The following is a 17,509-nucleotide window of genomic DNA, read 5'->3' on the forward strand; positions in this document are numbered from 1 at the left end:
AACCACAACGCGCCAATTCGTCCTCGAAACAGATGGCGTTCACGACGAAACTACTGCCGACTTTTTCAACGGAATCGACCAGAAGCGGACAGTCGATCACGTCTCCATCCACTCTATCGACTTCGGGAGCGTCTCAGATTCAGCAAACTCTTGAGCGGCAATTAGGCCCTTTTCAAAGGGTATCACATATTCGCGCGGAAACTCCGTGTGATGAGCGAGCCCGACGTAGCAAGTCATAACCGGATGCGTGCTGGACTGATCGCCGCGACTTACATAGTACGGCGGATTGTGGTGACCGAACTGAAAAGCGAGGACGGTCTCGTCGCCACCCACGACCAACGCAAGATCATTACCGTTTGGGGCCTGGAGGGAGATTATGTTCAACTTGTCCAGCGTTCGCGCTTCGTCGCGAGCCATGCGGATTACTCTTTCAAATTCTGCAAGCGTTGAGACCCGCACGGCCTCCTCGGCATCGTGAACGACAATCGAAAGATCCACGATCTAGCTCCCCTGGTGGCCGCCTTCGGCTGGACAATATCCGTTGCTCCGCAGTCCGTCATTGCGTCCGCTGTGGGGCCGAGAGCGGACATCCTTGGCGCGACCTGCAGGGTTCGGGACAGGCCCACGACCGACCTTGCGCTCAAATTTTGCTCTTCGCCATATGGGGCACGATCTGTCGGCGCAATAGGAATCGGTCCGGTCAGGTTGGCTGGCCGGCCACTTTCGCGAGGTATCCGTCCCTCTGCATTTGGGTGAGGCCGGGTGACTGGCCTGACGCCCAAAGGGCGGCCAGCGCCTCGGCAGAAGCGAGATGCTCCATCTCCAGCAGAGCGGCCGTCTCAAGCAACATCGCGATCCTCTTTCCCGGCTGAACAGCGTCCTCGCTATTTCGGCATGTCCACCAATAGTCGCTCGGCTTGTCCATAAACTCACCAATTCGCTTCCGCCAGTGCCCATCACCTGGGAAGATGCTCGGGTCGCGGTCCAATTTGCCAAGCCGTATACTCAGGTTGATCGTGATCAATAGGCGGGGCTTGTCGCTCATTTGGCTGCTCTGGAACTCGACAAGGAGCTTCGCGTCGCCGCGATCGGCCGAGAAGCGCAGCCCGTTCTTTCGGAATCCGCGCTTCTTGAGAAGTTCGGCTACGGACGCCGCTGATCTTCTTCCAATCTTCGAGTGCCATCAGTCGACCTAAGCGCTGCAGGATGGCGCAGCTTCAGTGTTGCTGCGCGTGAGTTTCAGTCACGCCTTAGCAGCCACGACAGATGCCGCGAATTTTTGCGTCAATCTTCTTCTGCTCGTCGACCCACTCAGCAGGCCAATGTCCGCCTGCCCAAGGCAACTGCTTCCCGCCTGCAAAGTTGATGGGTAATGTAAAGGCGAAGCTATCGTCGCTCAACTCTGCGGGCGGCTCCGGAAATGGCTCCGCTCGCTCAATCATACTGAGGGCCGCCGTATCGAGTAACGCGGAGCCGGTGCTTTCCACCAGTTCTCTGGAAATCAGTTTTCCCTGCCGATCGATGACAAACTTGACCTTGGCCGTGCCACTTTGACCGGCCGCCCCGGGCGGAAACGTTCTCTTGCTAACTAACAGTATGACAATCTTCTTTTTCCACGCTTCGAGCGCGCTTGCCTGAGCGCCGACACTTTCCGTTTGCGCATATGAGAAAGACGCCGAAGCCAATAGAAGTACGAACAGGCCGGCCAGCAAGGGGATTCTCGCGTTCATAAGCTGATGTCATCACACGCAAAGATAATTCATCACCAAGAATGCGATACGGCGCAGTCGCGTAAAGCGCCCGTCCGCTATGGACGGGTGGGCGCTTCGGGTCAGAAGCACACCTACGTGGGGGTGACGGTATCGCGGTTCGTTCGTCAGCCCCCGGGACCGTCTTTCATGATGTAGCCCATCAGGCCGTCCACGTTGTGCTCCAGATCCCGGATGATGTTCTTGACGACGTCTCCGATCGAGATCACGCCCACGGCCTAGGCCGCGTCCAATGCGGGCAGATGGCGAAAGCTGCGCTGAGCCATCATCGCCATGCAACCGCCCAGCGGATGGTCCGGCTTGACCGTCACCGGGTCGCGCGTCATTTACCTGGCTCACCGGCATCTGCTTCGCATCGAACCCGGGCAGCAGCACCTTGATGGCGCAGTCACCCTGGGTGACGATGCCGACCAGCACGCCGTCGTCGATGACCAGCACCGACCGGCCCCGATTGTCGCGCATCTGGCGCAAGGCTTCGACGACCATGTCGCCGGAACGAACATGGATCAGGGCGCCGCTCTTCTGGGCCAGAGCGCTTCTGACTGTGCTCATCGATCTCCCTCTCGTGGGCTCTGTCCGGCCCTGCCTTGATCAGGATAGTCGAAATATCTCACCTCGTCAGCACCGCGCCGATGCCGTCGGCCTGCCCACGAACCGAACTCGGTCAAGGGTCAAAAGCAGAGATCGGTGGACGTTTCTCGAAACGCCGGCCTCGGGCCGATCGCAGAAGTCCAGCGAGCCTGGAACGGCACCTTAGCCCGCCGGCGCGGGTTCTTCCCGAGTCGGGCACCCAATGGCGCATGGACGCGCCGCAGCGCGAGCGCTGCATGCATCGACCGCCCAGGAAATGAGCCGCTGCCTTCGCGAAGCCCGCGGCCCGGCGACCGCCCCGTTGTCAGCTGCCCTTTCAAGTCATTGAATGAGTTCGGACTTCGTCCGGCCTGCGGCGATGCCGGGGATTGTACACAATGGCATAGCGCTTGCTTCGTCTGTTGCGAGGCATTCTCGTGGAGAGGCAAGCGGCTGGTATGGCGAACTCATCTGCATCGGCAACCGCTACGATCACGGCCGAGCCGGAGCCGATCACGCTCGATCTCTTCAAGACCGCGCTGGTCATCATCGACATGCAGCGCGACTTCATGGAGCCGGGTGGATTCGGCGAGACGCTGGGCAACGACGTCTCGCAGCTCGCCCGTGCGGTTGTCCCGATTGCCAACGTGCTGGCGGCGGCACGCATGAGCGGCATGCTGGTGATCCATACGCGCGAGGGGCACGCGCCGGATCTCTCCGACGCGCCGCCGGCCAAGGTCGAGCGCGGCGCGCCGTCACTTCGCATCGGCGATCCCGGTCCGATGGGGCGCATCCTCATCCGCGGCGAGGCCGGCCACGACATCATTCCCGCGCTCTATCCTGTCGACGGCGAGGTCGTGATCGACAAGCCGGGGAAGGGCGCCTTCTACGCCACCGAACTCGGTGACGTGCTGAAGCATCACGGCGTCGAAAACCTGCTGGTGTGCGGCGTCACCACCGAGGTCTGCGTCAACACCACCGTGCGCGAGGCCAATGACCGGGGCTATCGCTGCGTCGTCATCTCCGACGGCTGCGCGTCCTACTTCCCGGAATTCCACGAGATGGGCCTGAAGATGATCAAGGCGCAGGGCGGCATCTTCGGCTGGGTCGCGGAGTCGACCGCGGTGCTGAAGGCCATGAGCTGAGAGAGAGCTGAGAGACGAGTCGAGACGAATGAGTTCGATCATGTAGTCGCTGACGGCAAACAGGGGAGCAAGGCGATGAGCGGAAGTGGGACGGCAAGCTTGACAAGTGCGGATTTCAAGCCGGTGCTGTGGACGCCCGGCGACTGGAACGCGTTCTTCGGTTTCGGCACCAACATCCTCGTCAACATGCTCGTCCTCACCGGGCTGTTGCGCTTCGTGCTGAAGATGCCGGACAGCCTGGTGTTCGGCCGCATCCTGCCGGCGCTCGGCCTCATGATGTGCCTGTCGACCCTGTATTACGCCTTCCTCGCCTATCGCCTGGCGCAGAAGACCGGACGCAGCGACGTCTGCGCGCTGCCCTCGGGCGTCAGCGTCCCGCATATGTTCATCGTCACCTTCGTGATCATGCTGCCGATCACGCTCAAGACCGGCGATCCGCTGAAGGGCTGGTCGGCCGGCCTCGTCTGGGTGTTCTTCCAGAGCTTCATCCTGATGATCGGCGGCTTCGTCGCGCCGTACATCCGCAAGATCACGCCGCGGGCGGCGCTGCTCGGCACGCTCGCCGGCGTCTCGGTCACCTTCATCTCGATGCGGCCGGCGCTGGAAATGTACATGACGCCCCAGATCGGGCTGGTCTGCTTCGCGATCATCCTCGTGAGCTGGTTCGGCGGCGTCAAATATCCAAAGGGACTGCCGGCGGGCCTCGTGGCCATCGCGGTCGGCATGATCATCGCGTGGGGCTCCAATCTGTTCGGCCTCGGGCTCGGCGGCCTCAGCGTCAAGGGCGTCGGCGACGCCTTTGCGAACTTCGGCTTCTCGGTGCCGCTGCCGGCCTTCGGCACGGTGTTCTCCGGCTTCGAATATCTCGGGATCATCCTGGTGACTGCGATTCCGTTCGGCATCTACGACCTCGTCGAGGCGATGGATAACGTCGAGAGCGCGGAAGCCGCGGGCGACGAATATCCGACCACGCGGGTGCTGACCGCCGACGGCATCGTCAGCCTGATCGGCTGCATGATGGGCAATCCTTTCATCAACGCGGTCTATATCGGCCATCCCGGCTGGAAGGCGATGGGCGGCCGCATCGGCTACTCCGCGGCGACCGGGCTGATGGTGATCGTGCTGTCCTGGCTCGGCATCATCTCGGTGCTGCTGGCACTGGTGCCGGTGGTCGCGATTTCGCCGATCCTGCTCTACATCGGCATGCTGATCGGTGCGCAGGCGTTCCAGACCACGCCGGTCAAGCATGCGCCCGCGATCGTGCTCGCCTTCACGCCGCATCTCGCCGCCTGGGCCAAGCTGCAGATCGACACCATGCTGGCCTCGACGGTGGCCGCGGCGCAGAGCGTCGGCGGCCTCGCGGCCGACAAGGTCGATGCGGTCAAGACCGCTGCGATCGCGGCGCTGCCGCAGCAGGGCGTGCTGTATCACGGGCTCGAAGTGATGGGCGGCGGCTCGATCCTCGCCGGCCTCGTGCTCGGCGCGATCGGCGTTTTCGTGATCGAGCGCGACTTCACCAAGGCCGCGGCGTTCGCGCTCGCGGGTGCTGTCATGACCTATTTCGGCTTCATGCATGGCGAGGCGGTCGGCATCGGAGGCGGCTTCGGCGTGACGCCGGCGGTGGCGCTGGCCTATGTCGTGGTCGCGGGCGGGCTGTTCGCACTGGGGCGGCTCGGCATGTCCGAGAGCTACCTGGCGCATGCCGACATGCATGCGGCGCCGGCAGAATAGGTATCTTTTCAACGAGAACGACAACCGGCGGCATGGCCGCCGGTTATGATTTTCACGCGCCCGGCTGATCGAGATAATAGCGCAGCAGCGCCTGGCCCGGCTCGGACAGCCATTCGGCCGCCCCGGTGACATAGCCTTCAATCAATCCCGTCGTGCCGATCAGATAGGTGATCGGCATCGCCGGCGTCGCGAAGATCGAGGCATCGGCATTGGCCGGATTGGTCGCTTGCGCATGCGGATCGGCGTAGGAGGCGCGGGGCATCGCGATCGCCTCGGCATAGCGGCGGATGCTCTTGATGTCGCGCCGGTCGGTGCAGATGGTCCAGACGTCGAGCGTCGGAATCCGCATCCGCTCGAGCCCGGCCAAAGTCGGCAGGTCGACCTTGCACGCCGCGCACCAGCTCGCCCAGAGATTGACCAGCGTGACATGGCCGGGCTTGGGCGCGAGCGTCACGTCCTTGCCGCCCATGTCCTGCAGCTTCAACGGCGGCGGCGCCTGGCGCGGCCGCTCGACGATGAACTGGGTGCGGCCGCTGCGGAACACCGGCGGGCTCGGGTCCTGTGCGCCGGCGCAGGCAGGCCTGCTTGTCAGCAGCAGCAGGCTGGCCGCCGCCAGCAGCAGATCGCGCCGTGCGGGCGCGCTCAAAGCCTCAGCCATGGACGTAGGCCCAGCCTTTGCGCTGCAGCTCGACGACGCGGCCGATGCCGAACGGCACCAGCCTGGCGCCGTCGATCAGCTGGATCGTGAGGCTCTCCTTGCTCTCCGCGATCGACTTCGACGAGGCGCACATGCTGAAGCCGATATGCGGATACATCTGCCGCAGCGCCGCGAGCGGCTCCTTGAGCGGTGATTTGTCGGCGCGAAATACGTCGATGCCGGTGCCGTTGGCGACGACCTCGATCGCGGGGGTCTGTCCGAGACTGGCGAAATGCCGCGTCAGATTGCCGGAATAGCTGATGGCGTGACCCATCACATGGGGGTCGTTGCGGTCGATCAGCACGACAATGCCGGCGCGATGCTGGGCGACGGCCGGGACGGCAGGGGCTGGGGCGCCGAGGGCCGTCGCGCCAGCGAGAAAGCCGCGGCGCGACACGTCAGGGATCGGTTCGCTCATCATGGCTTCCTTCAAAGCACGCGATGCGCCGGCGCTGGATGGCCAGCGCCGGCGATGCTCGGATCAGCCGCGCGGCGCGATCGGCGCCTTGCCGTTGCGGCCCCACAGTACGAACAGCGACAGTGCCAGCAGCAGGATGTTCAAGGGCGTGACTGCCGCTTCGCCGCGGGAGATGTGGAAGGCGAACGCGAACACCTGTAGCGTGGCACAGCCGATCGCGGCCAGCACGGTCAGGCGCGGCATGATGCGGGTCAGCGACGGCAGCAGGATGCCGAGCCCGCCAGCCAGATCGATCAGGCCGATGGTGCGGACGAAGGCCACCGAATATTCGCCGGTCCACGGCATCATCTGGGCGAGTTCCTCGATCGGGGTGAAGACCTTGGTGACGCCGGCGAAGCAGAACAGGGCGAAGAGCAGGGTCTGGGCGACCCACAGGCCGATGCGCAGCGCCAGCGGCGGCTGGAGTGGGCTGAGATCGGTGGTCGATGCGGTGCTGGACATGGTCGGAGCTCCAAATGAAAAGGTGCCCGACATTGATAATTTCTTCTGGTTTGATCATTATGCTTTTCGTTAAGCCATCATTTTCTATGGGTTGATGATAAGTGGATACGCTGGTCAGTATTCGGGTGTTCTGCCAGGTCGCGGAGCTCAAGAGCTTCGCGGCCGCCGCCGATCGCCTGGGGCTTTCGGCGGCGATGGCCTCCAAGCATGTCATGCAGCTGGAGCAGCGGCTCTCGACCCGGCTGCTCAACCGCACCAGCCGGCGGGTCGGCCTGACCGAGGCCGGCCAAGTCTATTTCGACCAGGTGCGGCCGATGCTGGAGTCTCTCGACGAGGTCGAGGCCGTCGTCAGCAAGGCGACCGTGATCCCGCGCGGCACCCTGAAGGTCAGCGCGCCAGTATGGTTCGCCAATCCGCTGTTTGCCGGCACGCTCGCGGCGTACCGCGCACGCTATCCGGACGTGGTGATCGATCTCGATCTCAGCGGACGCCTGGTCAATCTCGTCGACGAGGGGTTTGATCTGGCGCTGCGCGTCTCGGCCACGCCCGGCGATGGGCTGATCGCGCGGCCGCTGTCGCCGGTGCTGATGCAGCTCGTCGCCGCGCCGAGCTATCTCGCCGCCGCCGGGCGGCCGAAGGCGGTGGCCGATCTCAATGGCCATGCAATGCTGAAATACGCGTTGTACCCGCTGCGGGCCATGATCCTGCCGACCGTGGACGGCGAGGTGACGGTCAACTTCAACGAGGTGCTGATCAGCGCCAACGAGACGCTCCTGCATCACGCCGCTGTCGCCGGCATGGGCATGGCGGTGCTGCCGCGCTGGCTGATGGCCGACGACCTCGCCAGCGGCCGGCTCGAGACGGTGCTGCCGGAGATGCTGACGATCAAAGCGCCGCTGATGGCGGTCTATCCGAGCCGAAAATATCTCTCCGCCAAGGTCCGCACCTTCATCGACTTCATCGCCGCCGATCCCCTGATGAAGCAGGCCTCGGACGGACCTCTGGCCGCGATCGATCCGACTGCGGCGGGGATGAGAAAGGGACGGAAGGCAGGGTCTTGAGCATATTGGGTCGCCGGAGGTCTCTATGCCGTCATGGCCGGCCATGACGCGTAACCCATGGCACGGCTCGTTCGTAAGCGGCGTTCTGCAAGCTCGAACGACTGCCTGATAGCTCGCGAGACCTTGCCCGCTCACGGCCGCACCGCCGGCGCCTCCACCGGCATCCCTTGCGCCCGGGACATCAGATACAGCTCCAGCGCGATCATGTCGGGGGCGTCGAAATCGTAAGCCTGGGCGCGCACCCCGGTCATGCAGCCGCGCAGGCGGCGCTGCAGCGAGCCCATGCCTTGCCATTCCAGCCGGTAGATCGGATAGCCCGTCGGCTGTCCCTGCGTGATCGCGGAGCCGGCGAGATGCTTGCGCCAATTGTCATCGTGACAATTGGTGCAGGCGAGATTGAGCTGGCCCTGCCGCTGGAAAAATAGCTCGCGACCGCGCGCGATGAAGGGCTGGAGCCGCGGATCGTCGCCAGCGGTGATCGGCATCCCGCGCGATTGCTTCGCGATCAGCGCCGTCAGTGCCAGCAGCTCGCGGCTCTCTGCTGCGAACGGCGCCGCCTCCTGATGCTGTTTGCGGCAGAGATTGACGCGCTGGCCGAGATCGACCGGCGCACCGCTGGTGGCATTGAAGGCGGGATAGCGCGCGGCGACGCCCTTCATGCTGACATCGACCGGGCCATGACAATCGCCGCACGCCTTGTTGGCCGTGCCTGCCTTCGTCGTCCACAGCGCCTCACCGTCGAGCACCGACAGCATCGCCGGATTGGCGGTGTCGTCGTCCTGCATCGCCCTGGTGTCCGACGACATGAAGTCATAGCCGGAGCGGCGCTCGGACTCAGCGATCTCGCCGGCAAGCACGGGCAAGGTCAGGACGATTGCCGTGACGACAGTGAGAAACGCAGACCGCATCATTCGATCGTGATCGCGGCGGCGGTGGTGGCGACGAACCCGTTGTCGCCGATCCATTCGAACTCGAAGCGGCCGCTCTCGGTAGCCGTGGTGAAGAACGACAGGAACGGATTGGCCGCGATGGCCGGATAGAGATCGGCGCGAAAGATCTCGGTGCCGTTGAAGCGGCAGGTGAAGCTGGTGATGATGTCGCGCGGGATGGCTTCGCCTGCGGCCGTATGGCGATAGCCCGGCTCCATGACGTGGCTCATCAGCGTCTTGATCTCGATGACGGCGCCGCGCTTGGCCTTGGCGGGAACGTTGACGAGGGCGGCAGGCATCACGGCATCTCCTCGGTGCAGGCGGCCAAGGTCACGATGACGTCGACGCTCGCCGACCAGAACGAGCCGTCGGAGAGCCTTGCGATCGCCACGACCTTCTGGGTGTCGGCGAGCCGGATGCGCGTCGTGACCTGGGCGCGGCCGGCGCTCGCCATCAGGTGAAAGCTGGCGACGTTGGGCTGCGGGTTCTTCTCGTTGAAGACGTGGATGCTCTTGACGAAATCGTCAGGCGTCATCGGGTGATCGACGCTGACGGTCATCGGCACGGTGTTGCCGTTCTCGACCAGCGGCGGGATGTCTAATCGGATCTTGCCGGCGTTCACCTTTGCCTCGCCGACGAGGTTGCGGATCGCCGACGCCAGCATCGCCGGGGTCGCCTGCGCAGGCCGGACCGTGATCAGCGGCAGCGCGCCCGCGGCGGTCAGCGTTCCCGCCAGTTGCAGCAGGTGGCGGCGGGACATGTGGGACGGTTCGAACATGCCGGTCATATGGGCTCACTCGCGCAAGGTCGCGAGATAGGCGACGATGTCTTCGATCTGCTCTGCCGACAGGATCGGCTTGTCGCGCCAGGCGGAACCGACGCGCGTCAGCCCGTCAATGCGATAATAGGACGGCATGATCGTTTCCGGATTGAGCCTGGAGGCATCGACCAGCCGCAAGCGGAGCTGCGGGATCGTTGAACGGCTGCCGGCCCCGGCAAGGCTGGGTGCGAGATCGCCCTGGAAGCGCGCTTCCGGAAACGGGCCGGAGTGACAGAGGATGCAGGTCGAGCTGCGCGCGAGGACGAGTGCGCGGCCGCGGGTGGCGTCGCCAGGCCGTCCGGTGAGGGACGAGGCGATGCCGTCGCCGGTGATCGTAGCGGGCGCGAGTGTCTGCGCCGCGACAGCGGCGGGCAGGGCGGCCACGAGCGCGGCGATGACAAGGCTAGCCGAAGGCATCGTGGGTCAGCGCCTTGAACCAGGCCGTCGCGGCGGCGGCCTCACGCGCGCGCGTCTCGCGCGATGCGTCGACCGGGCTGGCCCGTCCGCCCTCGATCTCGGCGAAGATGTCTCCCTTGGGCTGGTAGACGCCGGCGAGCGAGAACGCGTCGTCCGGCGCGACGATGCTGTAACAGATGCCGGTCAGCGGCGGCGGCTCCGACCGCCGTCCCGTCAGATCGCGCACGATCACGGCCGCACACGCCTTGCCCTGCGCCTGGGCGGCGCCGGCCGATTTCGGGATGCCGCCGCCAAGACAGGCGTCGCCGATGACATGGACGTCGGGGACGAGCTTCGAGGCGAAGGTCGCGGCATCGATCGGGCACCAGCCGGTGCGGTCGGCTGCGCCGGCGAGGGCGGCAATGCGGCCGGCCTTCTGCGGCGGGATGATGTTGGTCACATCGGGATTGTAATTGCCGAACTCGGTGACAACGGTACGCGTGGCGATCTCGACGCCGGTGACGCGGCCGCCCTGCGACAGCGGAATGCGTTCGATCACGCCGGGGTAGAGCTGCTGCCACGCCTGCTCGAACAGCTTCTGCTGCGAGAAGCTGTCCTTGGCATCGAGGATCAGCACCTTCGACCTCGGCTTGTGCGCCTTGAGATAATGCGCGATCAGGCTGGCGCGTTCGTAAGGCGCGGGCGGACAGCGCGACGGATTGGCCGGGACGGCGATCGCGACGGTGCCGCCATCCGGCATCGCCTCGATCTGCGTCCGCAGCAGCAGCGTCTGCTCGCCGGCCTTGTAGGCGTGCGGCATGACCGCGGAGGCGGCCTCGTCGTAGCCTTGCAGGGCTGTGAAATCGAGGTCGATGCCGGGCGCCAGCACGAGGCGGTCATAGGCCAGCGCGCTGCCGTCGGCGAACGTGACCTTGTGGGCGGGCGCATCGACCGCCGTGGCCGCCCGCAGCACAGTGCTCACGCCTTCGGCTGCGATCTTGTCATAGCCGAACTGCTGGGCACTGATATCGCGCAGGCTAGCGATGACCTCGTTGCTGAGCGGACACGCCGTGAAGGTCGTGTTGGCCTCGACCAGGGTGACGTCGAGCTTGCCATCGGCTTGGCGCAGCGCGCGGGCGCAACTGGCGCCGCCGAAGCCGCCGCCGATCACGACGACGCGCGCCATCGCTTGTGCGCGCAGCACGGCAGGGGCGGCGATCATGGCAACTGACGCCGCGATCAGGCCGCCGACCTCTCTGCGCGTGCGCTGCCGGGACATCGTCATCATCCTGCAATAGCACGGCGCCAGCCATTGTTCCCAACGGCCGCCGCCACGCGGGTCATGCGAAGGTGATGTTCTGGTCGCGCAGTGGCAACGAGCGGATGCGTTTCCCAGTGGCGGCAAAATACGCATTCAGCACGGCGGGCGCGGCGACGCCGATGGTCGGCTCGCCGACGCCGCCCCAGAAGCCGCCGCTCGGGATCATGATCGCTTCCACCTTCGGCATCTCGGCGATGCGCATCGAGTTGTAGCTGTCGAAGTTGGTCTCGACGATCCGTCCGTCCTTCACGGTGCAGCCGCCGTAGAACAGCGCCGAGAGGCCGTAGACGAACGAGCCGGCGATCTGCCGCTCCACCTGCGCCGGGTTGACGACGTAGCCGGGATCGGTCGAGGCGACGATGCGGTGGATCTTGATCTTGCTGCCGTCGATCACCGAGATCTCGGCAGCACCCGCGACGTAGCTGCCATAGCCGTGCAGTTGAGCGAGGCCACGGGACACGCCGTCCGGCGCCGGCGTGCCCCAGCCGATCTTCTCCGCGACAGCGTTGAGCACCGCGAGATGCTTGGGATGATCGGCCATCAGCTTGCGGCGGAAGTCCAGCGGATCCTGGCCGGCCGCATCGGCGAGCTCGTCCATGAAGCATTCGAGATAGATCGCGTTCTGGTTCACGTTGACGCCGCGCCAGAAGCCCGGATTGATGTGCGGGTTGCGCATCGCGTGTTCGATCAGCAAATTCGGCACGGAGTAGCCGATCGTGGCTTCGCCCGATGGTGCGAGCCCCTGGAAGGTCGCGGGGTCCTTGCCGTTGACCAGCGCGTCGGGCCGCAGGCTGAACAGGATCGACTGGCCGGAGATGCGCATGTGCAGCGCCGTCAGATTGTTGTCGGCGTCGAAGCCGCCGGTCAGCTTGCACTGCGTGATCGGGTGATAGCGGCCGTGGGTCATGTCCTCCTCGCGCGACCACAACAGCTTGATCGGCGTGCCCGGCATTTCCTTGGCGATCTTCACCGCCTGGCGGACATAGTCGGTCTGGCCGCGCCGGCCAAAGCCGCCGCCGAGGATCAGCTTGTGCACCTCGCATTTGTCGGCGGTCAGCCCTGAGGCTTCCAGCACCGCGGCGAACGCCGCCTCGCCGTTCTGCGTGCCGCACCACACCTCGCATCGCTCGGGCGTGTAGAGCGCCGTGGCGTTCATCGGCTCCATCGTGGCGTGGTTCTGATAGGGATAGTTGTAGACGGCCTCGACCTTCCTGACGGCGCTCGCGAGCGCCGCCTTGGCGTCGCCGTTCTCGTTGCCGACAAAGGCGGGGCCGGACTCCAATCCTTCCGCGAGCCATTTGGCGATCGAGGCCGAGGAGACCTTGGCGTTCTCGCCTTCGTCCCACACGATCGGCAGCGCATCGAGCGCGGTCTTCGCGTGCCACCAGGTGTCGGCGACCACGGCCACGGCGGTGCCATCGATCGCCACCACCTTCTTGACGCCCTTCATGCCGGCGATCTTGGCCTCGTCATAGCTCTTCAGCTTGCCGCCGGTGACCGGACAGTCCTTGATCGCGGCGTTGAGCATGTTCGGCAGCTTCATGTCGGCGCCGTAGATCATCGCGCCGGTGACCTTGTCGGCAGTGTCGAGCCGTCTCACGCCCTTGCCGATCAGGGTCCAGTCCTTCGGATCCTTCAGCTTGACGTCGGCAGGCGGCGTCAGCTTCGCGGCGGCTTCCGCCACCTTGCCGTAGGTCGTCGTGCGGCCCGACGCCTTGTGGGTGATGACGCTGTTGGCGGCGGTGCATTCGGCCGCCGGAACCTTCCATTCGTCGGCGGCCGCCTGGATCAGCATCATGCGCGCGGCGGCACCGCCCTTGCGGACGTAGTCCTGCGACGAGCGGATGCCGCGGCTGCCGCCGGTGGAGAAATCGCCCCACACGCGCTTGCGGGCGACGTTCTGGCCGGGCGTCGGATATTCGGTCGTGACCTTGCTCCAGTCGCAGGCAAGCTCCTCCGCGACGAGCTGGGCGAGCCCGGTCAGCGAGCCCTGGCCCATTTCCGAGCGGGCGATGCGGATCACCACGGTGTCGTCGGGCCGGACGACGACCCATGCATTGACCTCGGGTGAGCCATCGGCTGCGCGCACCACCTGCGGGCCGCCGAAGGGGATATCGAGGCCGAGGGCGAGGCCGCCGCCGAGCGCGGCGGTGCCGATGACGAAGGCGCGGCGGTCGAGGCGCGGCGTCACATGCTGGTTCATGCCGTCCTCCTCAGGCGTTGGCCGCGGCGTGGATCGCCTCGCGCACCTGCGCGAAGGTTCCACAGCGGCAGATGTTGGTGATGGCGTCGTTGATGTCCTGATCGCTCGGCTTCGGATTGTCCTTGAGCAGTGCCGCGACGGCCATGATCATGCCGCTCTGGCAGTAGCCACATTGCGGAACGTCGTTCTCCACCCAGGCCTGCTGCACCTTGTGCAGCCCATTGTCGCTCGCGAGCCCCTCGATGGTGGTGATCTGCTTGCCCTGGGCCTCGGAGACGGTGACGCCACAGGCGCGCACGGCCGCGCCGTCGAGATGCACGGTGCAGGCGCCGCATTGTGCAATGCCGCAGCCATATTTGGTGCCGGTCAGTCCGGCGTTCTCGCGGATCGCCCACAGCAGCGGCGTGTCGGGCTCGACGTCCAGAGTATAGGATTGTCCGTTGATCGTGAGGTTTGCCATCGCAGATCCCTTTCGTTCAACTCGCCAGTTGAACAGAGGGCGGCAATGTGGCGCGAACGTTTGCATCCTTCAAATCAAGAATATGCGTTTGCCGCGCGGGAAGATTTGTGATGAGCCGGGGTTGTAGTTGCTTCGGCTCATGGGCCGCGCGGCGGAGCTACGGCCAGCCGCAGAAAGCTCATCACGCTGCCCAGCGCGGCGAAACCTGCGCCGAGGGCCAAGGCAAGGGTGGCTCCGTCGTGCCCCGCAAGGCTGAAGCACAAGGCGGCCAGCGCCGCGCCGGTGGTCTGACCGGTCAACCGGGCCGTGGCGACGATGCCGCTGGCGCCGCCGCTGCGATGGGGCGGGGCGCTTGACATGATAGCCTTCATGTTCGGCGCCTGGAAGAAGCCGAACCCGATGCCGCAGATCAGCATGCGCCAGACGATGTTGGCGACGCTCGGGTTCTCGGGCAGCATGGCGAGCAGGGCCATGCCGGATCCGAGCATCACCAGGCCGATGCCGCCGAGCAGGCCGGCGGGAAAACGGTCCGACAGCCGCCCGGCGATCGGGGCCATGATCGTGACCGCGAGCGGCCAGGGTGTCATGAAGAACCCGGTCTCGACCTGCGAACGCTGGAGAATGTCCTCGAAATAGAACGGCAGCGACACGAAGCCGAGGCCCTGCACCGAGAAGGAGCAAACCGCGGTCGCCGCCGACAGCGCGAAAACCCCGCGGCGGAACAGATCGATCGGCAGCATCGGCGCCGGGTGGTCGGCCTGGCGGCGGGTCAGGATGACGCCGAGCACGAGCGCGCCGACAAGCTCTGCCAACACCATGGCCGGCGTCGCGCCATGCGCTGCGCTGCCGATGCCGGTGATGAACAGGCCGAGGCAGAGCGCAGCGAGCCCGGCGCCGAGAAAGTCGAAGCCATGCTCGGCGCGCGGCGTTCGCGGCAGCATCTTCATGCCGATCGCGATGGCGATCAGGCCGAAGGGGAGGTTGATCGCAAACAGCCAAGGCCAGGAGCCGAGCGAGAGAATGGCGGACGCAACGGTCGGGCCGAAGGTGAAGGAGATGCCGACCACGAGCGCGTTGTGGCCGAGGCCGCGTCCGAGCATCTTTCCGGGATAGACGAAGCGCACCAGCGCGGTGTTGACGCTCATGATGCCGCTGGCGCCGAGGCCCTGCAATGCGCGGGCGACGACCAGGGTCGGTAGCGACCACGCCAGCGCGCAGCCGACCGAGGCCAGCGTGAACAGCAGGAGGCCGCCGAGATAGATGCGCTGATGGCCGACGATCTCGCCGAGCGCGCCGAGCGGCAGCAAGGTCGCCACCAGCGCGATCTGGTAGATGTTGACCACCCAGACCACCTCGGCCGGGGAGACGTGGAGATCGGCCGAGATCGACGGCAGCGCGATGTTGGCGATGGCGACGTCGAGCGAGGCCATCGACAGCGCGGTGAAGATCGCCGCGATCGCCCAGGGACGCTGGCCCGGCGGCAGGCCGTCGGCGGTGCCGTCGCCGGCGAGCCTCGAAGCGTGGTGGCGGTTGGACATGGAGACCTTTGGAGACCTTCGGTTCGCGGGGCGCGTCCGGATCAGCATGTACACGGGAGCAGGCGAGCGCCCCAGCCGTCGCGGGCGCATGGCGGTATGCGCCCGGTCGCAAGGAACGGGTTGAAGCCGGCTACACGCCCGGCCTTGCCAGCCGCTCGATCGTCTGGTTGTGCCGCGTCAGGAGCTCGCAGGCGTGGCCGATCTGGCGGGCGCGCAGGGCCTGCAGGATCAGCCGGTGATCCTGGTTGGTGCGCGGACGCCAGCCGGCATTGCGGGCCATCGCCAGCACGAGGCGCGAATTCGCGAGGCGTAGTCCGTCGAGGCTCGCCAGCAGCCGCGGCATCGCGCAGGGCGCGACCAGCGCGCGGTGGAAGGCGCGGTTCGCTGTCTCGAACTCCTGGATGGTCTCGGCATTGTCGGCCTCGATCAGCGCCAGCTCGATCGCGGCGAGATGCGCCGGCGTGTAGCGCGGCGCGGCATTGCGCAGCGCGATCACCTCGAGCGCTGTGCGCATCTCGACGATCTCCCTGGTCGACTTCGCATCGAGCGGTGCCACGCGCACGCCGCGTCGCGGCGCCGCGACCACCAGATAGAGCGCCTCGAGCTGCCGAAATGCCTCGCGCACCGGCACGTGGCTGGAGTTGAACTCGCGCGCGACGTGGTCCTGCCGCAACGGCGCGTCGGGCGGCAGCGCACCGCTGACGATGCGATCGGTGATCGCTTCGGCGATCCGCTGAGCGGTGGTGAGATTCTCGTCCGGCATAGTCATAGATTATCTATCGAAAAAACCGATGCAGCGGAAGCTCTCGTCCGATACGGTGCTCGAATACAGAGAAATCATAGATAATGTCTATGATAATCTATAATTTGGCGTGGAGCGAGCATGGCGGATCAAAGCGGCGCGGGCCCTGATCGAATGGCGGTTGGCAATGCCATCCGTCATGACTGGACCAGAGACGAGGCCGAGGCGCTCTATCGCCTGCCACTTCCGGACCTGATGTTCCTGGCGCAGTCGGCGCATCGCCGGCAGTTCGATCCCACCCGCGTCGAGACAGCGAGCCTGCTCAGCATCAAGACCGGCGGCTGCCCGGAGGATTGTGGCTACTGCTCGCAGAGCGCGCATTACGACACTGGGCTCAAGGCGACCAAGCTGATGGACCGCGACGAGGTGGTCGCCACCGCGCGGCGCGCGAAGGCCGCCGGGGCCGAGCGCTTCTGCATGGCCGCCGCCTGGCGCAGTCCGAAGGACCGCGACCTCGATCAGGTCTGCGACATGGTCAGCGCGGTGAAGGATCTGGGCATGGAGACCTGCGTCACGCTGGGCATGCTGACCCCGCCGCAGGCACAGCGGCTGAGGGAGGCCGGGCTCGACTTCTACAACCACAATGTCGACACCTCGCCCGAATTCTACGACCGCATCATCACCACGCGCACGCTGCAGGACCGCATCGACACGCTCGCGCATGTGCGGCAGGCCGGCATCAAGGTGTGCTGCGGCGGCATCATCGGCATGGGCGAGGAGGTCGATGATCGGCTCGGCATGCTGGTGCTGCTGGCCAATCTCGCTGAGCATCCCGACAGCGTGCCGATCAACATGTGGAACGAGGTCAAGGGCGTGCCGGTCAACGCTACGGCCGCGCGGCCCGATCCGATTGCGCTCGTGCGATTGATCGCGGTGTCCAGGATCATGATGCCGGCCAGCGTGGTGCGGCTGTCCGCGGGCCGGCAATATATGAGCGACGAGCTGCAGACCCTGTGCCTGCTCGCCGGCGCCAATTCCATCTTCATCGGCGACGTGCTGCTGACCACGGCCAATCCGCAACGCGACCGCGATGCCGATCTGCTCGCGCGGCTCGGCATGACATCGTCGCTGTCGGCGCGCCCGGGCGCGCCGATCGCCGCCGGCGACGGCGCGGAGGCTTCGTCCCCGGCCTGATTCAACCCTCAGCG

General features: G+C 65.7%; 20 protein-coding genes and 1 pseudogene. 4 read left to right on the forward strand and 17 right to left on the reverse strand.

Features of this window, described 5'->3' with window-relative positions; all coding sequences use genetic code 11:
* Window positions 1-96: 96 nt before the first annotated feature.
* The 5 genes and pseudogenes from QX073_RS00005 to QX073_RS34375 form a co-directional block, all read right to left on the reverse strand.
* Window positions 97-498, reverse strand: coding sequence for an Imm1 family immunity protein (locus tag QX073_RS00005; protein ID WP_315825728.1), 402 nt, complete (start codon window positions 496-498; stop codon window positions 97-99).
* A 202-nt stretch (window positions 499-700) separates the two neighbouring features.
* Window positions 701-1,171 (reverse strand): DUF4304 domain-containing protein, encoded by a 471-nt coding sequence (locus QX073_RS00010; protein WP_316225570.1) that lies wholly within the window; start codon window positions 1,169-1,171, stop codon window positions 701-703.
* 79 nt (window positions 1,172-1,250) lie between these two features.
* Window positions 1,251-1,712, reverse strand: a complete 462-nt coding sequence (locus QX073_RS00015) for an energy transducer TonB (RefSeq protein WP_316225084.1) — start codon at window positions 1,710-1,712, stop codon at window positions 1,251-1,253.
* A gap of 275 nt (window positions 1,713-1,987) precedes the next feature.
* A complete protein-coding gene (locus QX073_RS34370; protein WP_410052358.1) occupies window positions 1,988-2,095 on the reverse strand; it encodes a CBS domain-containing protein in 108 nt (35 codons plus the stop codon).
* Window positions 2,096-2,213: 118 nt separating this feature from the next.
* Window positions 2,214-2,321 (reverse strand): annotated as a pseudogene (locus tag QX073_RS34375) (CBS domain-containing protein); the annotation flags it as partial.
* A 476-nt stretch (window positions 2,322-2,797) separates the two neighbouring features.
* Here QX073_RS34375 and QX073_RS00025 point away from each other — a divergent pair.
* On the forward strand, window positions 2,798-3,484 hold the full coding sequence (locus QX073_RS00025) for an isochorismatase family cysteine hydrolase (RefSeq protein ID WP_315826436.1): 687 nt from the start codon (window positions 2,798-2,800) through the stop codon (window positions 3,482-3,484).
* 75 nt (window positions 3,485-3,559) lie between these two features.
* Window positions 3,560-5,215, forward strand: coding sequence for a regulator (locus QX073_RS00030; protein WP_316204122.1), 1,656 nt, complete (start codon window positions 3,560-3,562; stop codon window positions 5,213-5,215).
* Window positions 5,216-5,267: 52 nt separating this feature from the next.
* Here QX073_RS00030 and QX073_RS00035 read toward each other — a convergent pair whose 3' ends face one another.
* The 3 genes from QX073_RS00035 to QX073_RS00045 all read right to left on the reverse strand — a co-directional run bounded on the left by QX073_RS00035 (window position 5,268) and on the right by QX073_RS00045 (window position 6,831).
* On the reverse strand, window positions 5,268-5,759 hold the full coding sequence (locus QX073_RS00035; RefSeq protein WP_315758542.1) for a TlpA disulfide reductase family protein: 492 nt from the start codon (window positions 5,757-5,759) through the stop codon (window positions 5,268-5,270).
* A 106-nt stretch (window positions 5,760-5,865) separates the two neighbouring features.
* Complete coding sequence (locus QX073_RS00040; RefSeq protein ID WP_316204120.1) at window positions 5,866-6,330, reverse strand: hypothetical protein; 465 nt, start codon at window positions 6,328-6,330, stop codon at window positions 5,866-5,868.
* Between the two features lie 63 nt (window positions 6,331-6,393).
* The gene (locus tag QX073_RS00045; protein ID WP_315758466.1) at window positions 6,394-6,831 is read right to left on the reverse strand and encodes a DoxX family protein; all 438 of its coding nucleotides are present in this window, start codon (window positions 6,829-6,831) and stop codon (window positions 6,394-6,396) included.
* A 101-nt stretch (window positions 6,832-6,932) separates the two neighbouring features.
* Between QX073_RS00045 and QX073_RS00050 the strand changes: the two genes are divergently transcribed.
* Complete coding sequence (locus QX073_RS00050; protein WP_315826433.1) at window positions 6,933-7,892, forward strand: LysR family transcriptional regulator; 960 nt, start codon at window positions 6,933-6,935, stop codon at window positions 7,890-7,892.
* 131 nt (window positions 7,893-8,023) lie between these two features.
* Here QX073_RS00050 and soxA read toward each other — a convergent pair whose 3' ends face one another.
* The 9 genes from soxA to QX073_RS00095 form a co-directional block, all read right to left on the reverse strand.
* Window positions 8,024-8,800: a sulfur oxidation c-type cytochrome SoxA gene (soxA, locus tag QX073_RS00055; RefSeq protein ID WP_316225087.1), complete on the reverse strand. Its 777-nt coding sequence runs from the start codon at window positions 8,798-8,800 to the stop codon at window positions 8,024-8,026.
* Complete coding sequence (gene soxZ, locus QX073_RS00060; RefSeq protein ID WP_315715681.1) at window positions 8,800-9,120, reverse strand: thiosulfate oxidation carrier complex protein SoxZ; 321 nt, start codon at window positions 9,118-9,120, stop codon at window positions 8,800-8,802. Before soxZ ends, soxA begins: the two co-directional genes overlap by 1 nt.
* Window positions 9,120-9,608, reverse strand: coding sequence for a SoxY-related AACIE arm protein (locus QX073_RS00065; protein ID WP_316191794.1), 489 nt, complete (start codon window positions 9,606-9,608; stop codon window positions 9,120-9,122). Before QX073_RS00065 ends, soxZ begins: the two co-directional genes overlap by 1 nt.
* A 6-nt stretch (window positions 9,609-9,614) precedes the next feature.
* Window positions 9,615-10,058, reverse strand: a complete 444-nt coding sequence (gene soxX / locus QX073_RS00070; protein WP_315826431.1) for a sulfur oxidation c-type cytochrome SoxX — start codon at window positions 10,056-10,058, stop codon at window positions 9,615-9,617.
* The gene (locus QX073_RS00075; protein ID WP_316225571.1) at window positions 10,045-11,322 is read right to left on the reverse strand and encodes an NAD(P)/FAD-dependent oxidoreductase; all 1,278 of its coding nucleotides are present in this window, start codon (window positions 11,320-11,322) and stop codon (window positions 10,045-10,047) included. Before QX073_RS00075 ends, soxX begins: the two co-directional genes overlap by 14 nt.
* Window positions 11,323-11,377: 55 nt before the next feature.
* Entirely contained in the window at window positions 11,378-13,561 is a 2,184-nt protein-coding gene (locus QX073_RS00080; RefSeq protein ID WP_316225088.1) for a xanthine dehydrogenase family protein molybdopterin-binding subunit, read from the reverse strand.
* A gap of 10 nt (window positions 13,562-13,571) precedes the next feature.
* Window positions 13,572-14,021 (reverse strand): (2Fe-2S)-binding protein, encoded by a 450-nt coding sequence (locus tag QX073_RS00085; protein WP_315754218.1) that lies wholly within the window; start codon window positions 14,019-14,021, stop codon window positions 13,572-13,574.
* Window positions 14,022-14,158: 137 nt separating this feature from the next.
* Window positions 14,159-15,559, reverse strand: a complete 1,401-nt coding sequence (locus QX073_RS00090; RefSeq protein ID WP_316225089.1) for an MFS transporter — start codon at window positions 15,557-15,559, stop codon at window positions 14,159-14,161.
* 130 nt (window positions 15,560-15,689) lie between these two features.
* Complete coding sequence (locus tag QX073_RS00095; RefSeq protein WP_315715813.1) at window positions 15,690-16,322, reverse strand: GntR family transcriptional regulator; 633 nt, start codon at window positions 16,320-16,322, stop codon at window positions 15,690-15,692.
* A 120-nt stretch (window positions 16,323-16,442) separates the two neighbouring features.
* On the opposite strand from QX073_RS00095, the gene bioB reads away from it, so the two are divergent.
* The gene (gene bioB / locus QX073_RS00100) at window positions 16,443-17,495 is read left to right on the forward strand and encodes a biotin synthase BioB (protein WP_410051212.1); all 1,053 of its coding nucleotides are present in this window, start codon (window positions 16,443-16,445) and stop codon (window positions 17,493-17,495) included.
* Window positions 17,496-17,509: the final 14 nt, after the last annotated feature.

This window comes from Bradyrhizobium sp. SZCCHNS3052, from assembly GCF_032484495.1.
Lineage (GTDB): Bacteria > Pseudomonadota > Alphaproteobacteria > Rhizobiales > Xanthobacteraceae > Bradyrhizobium.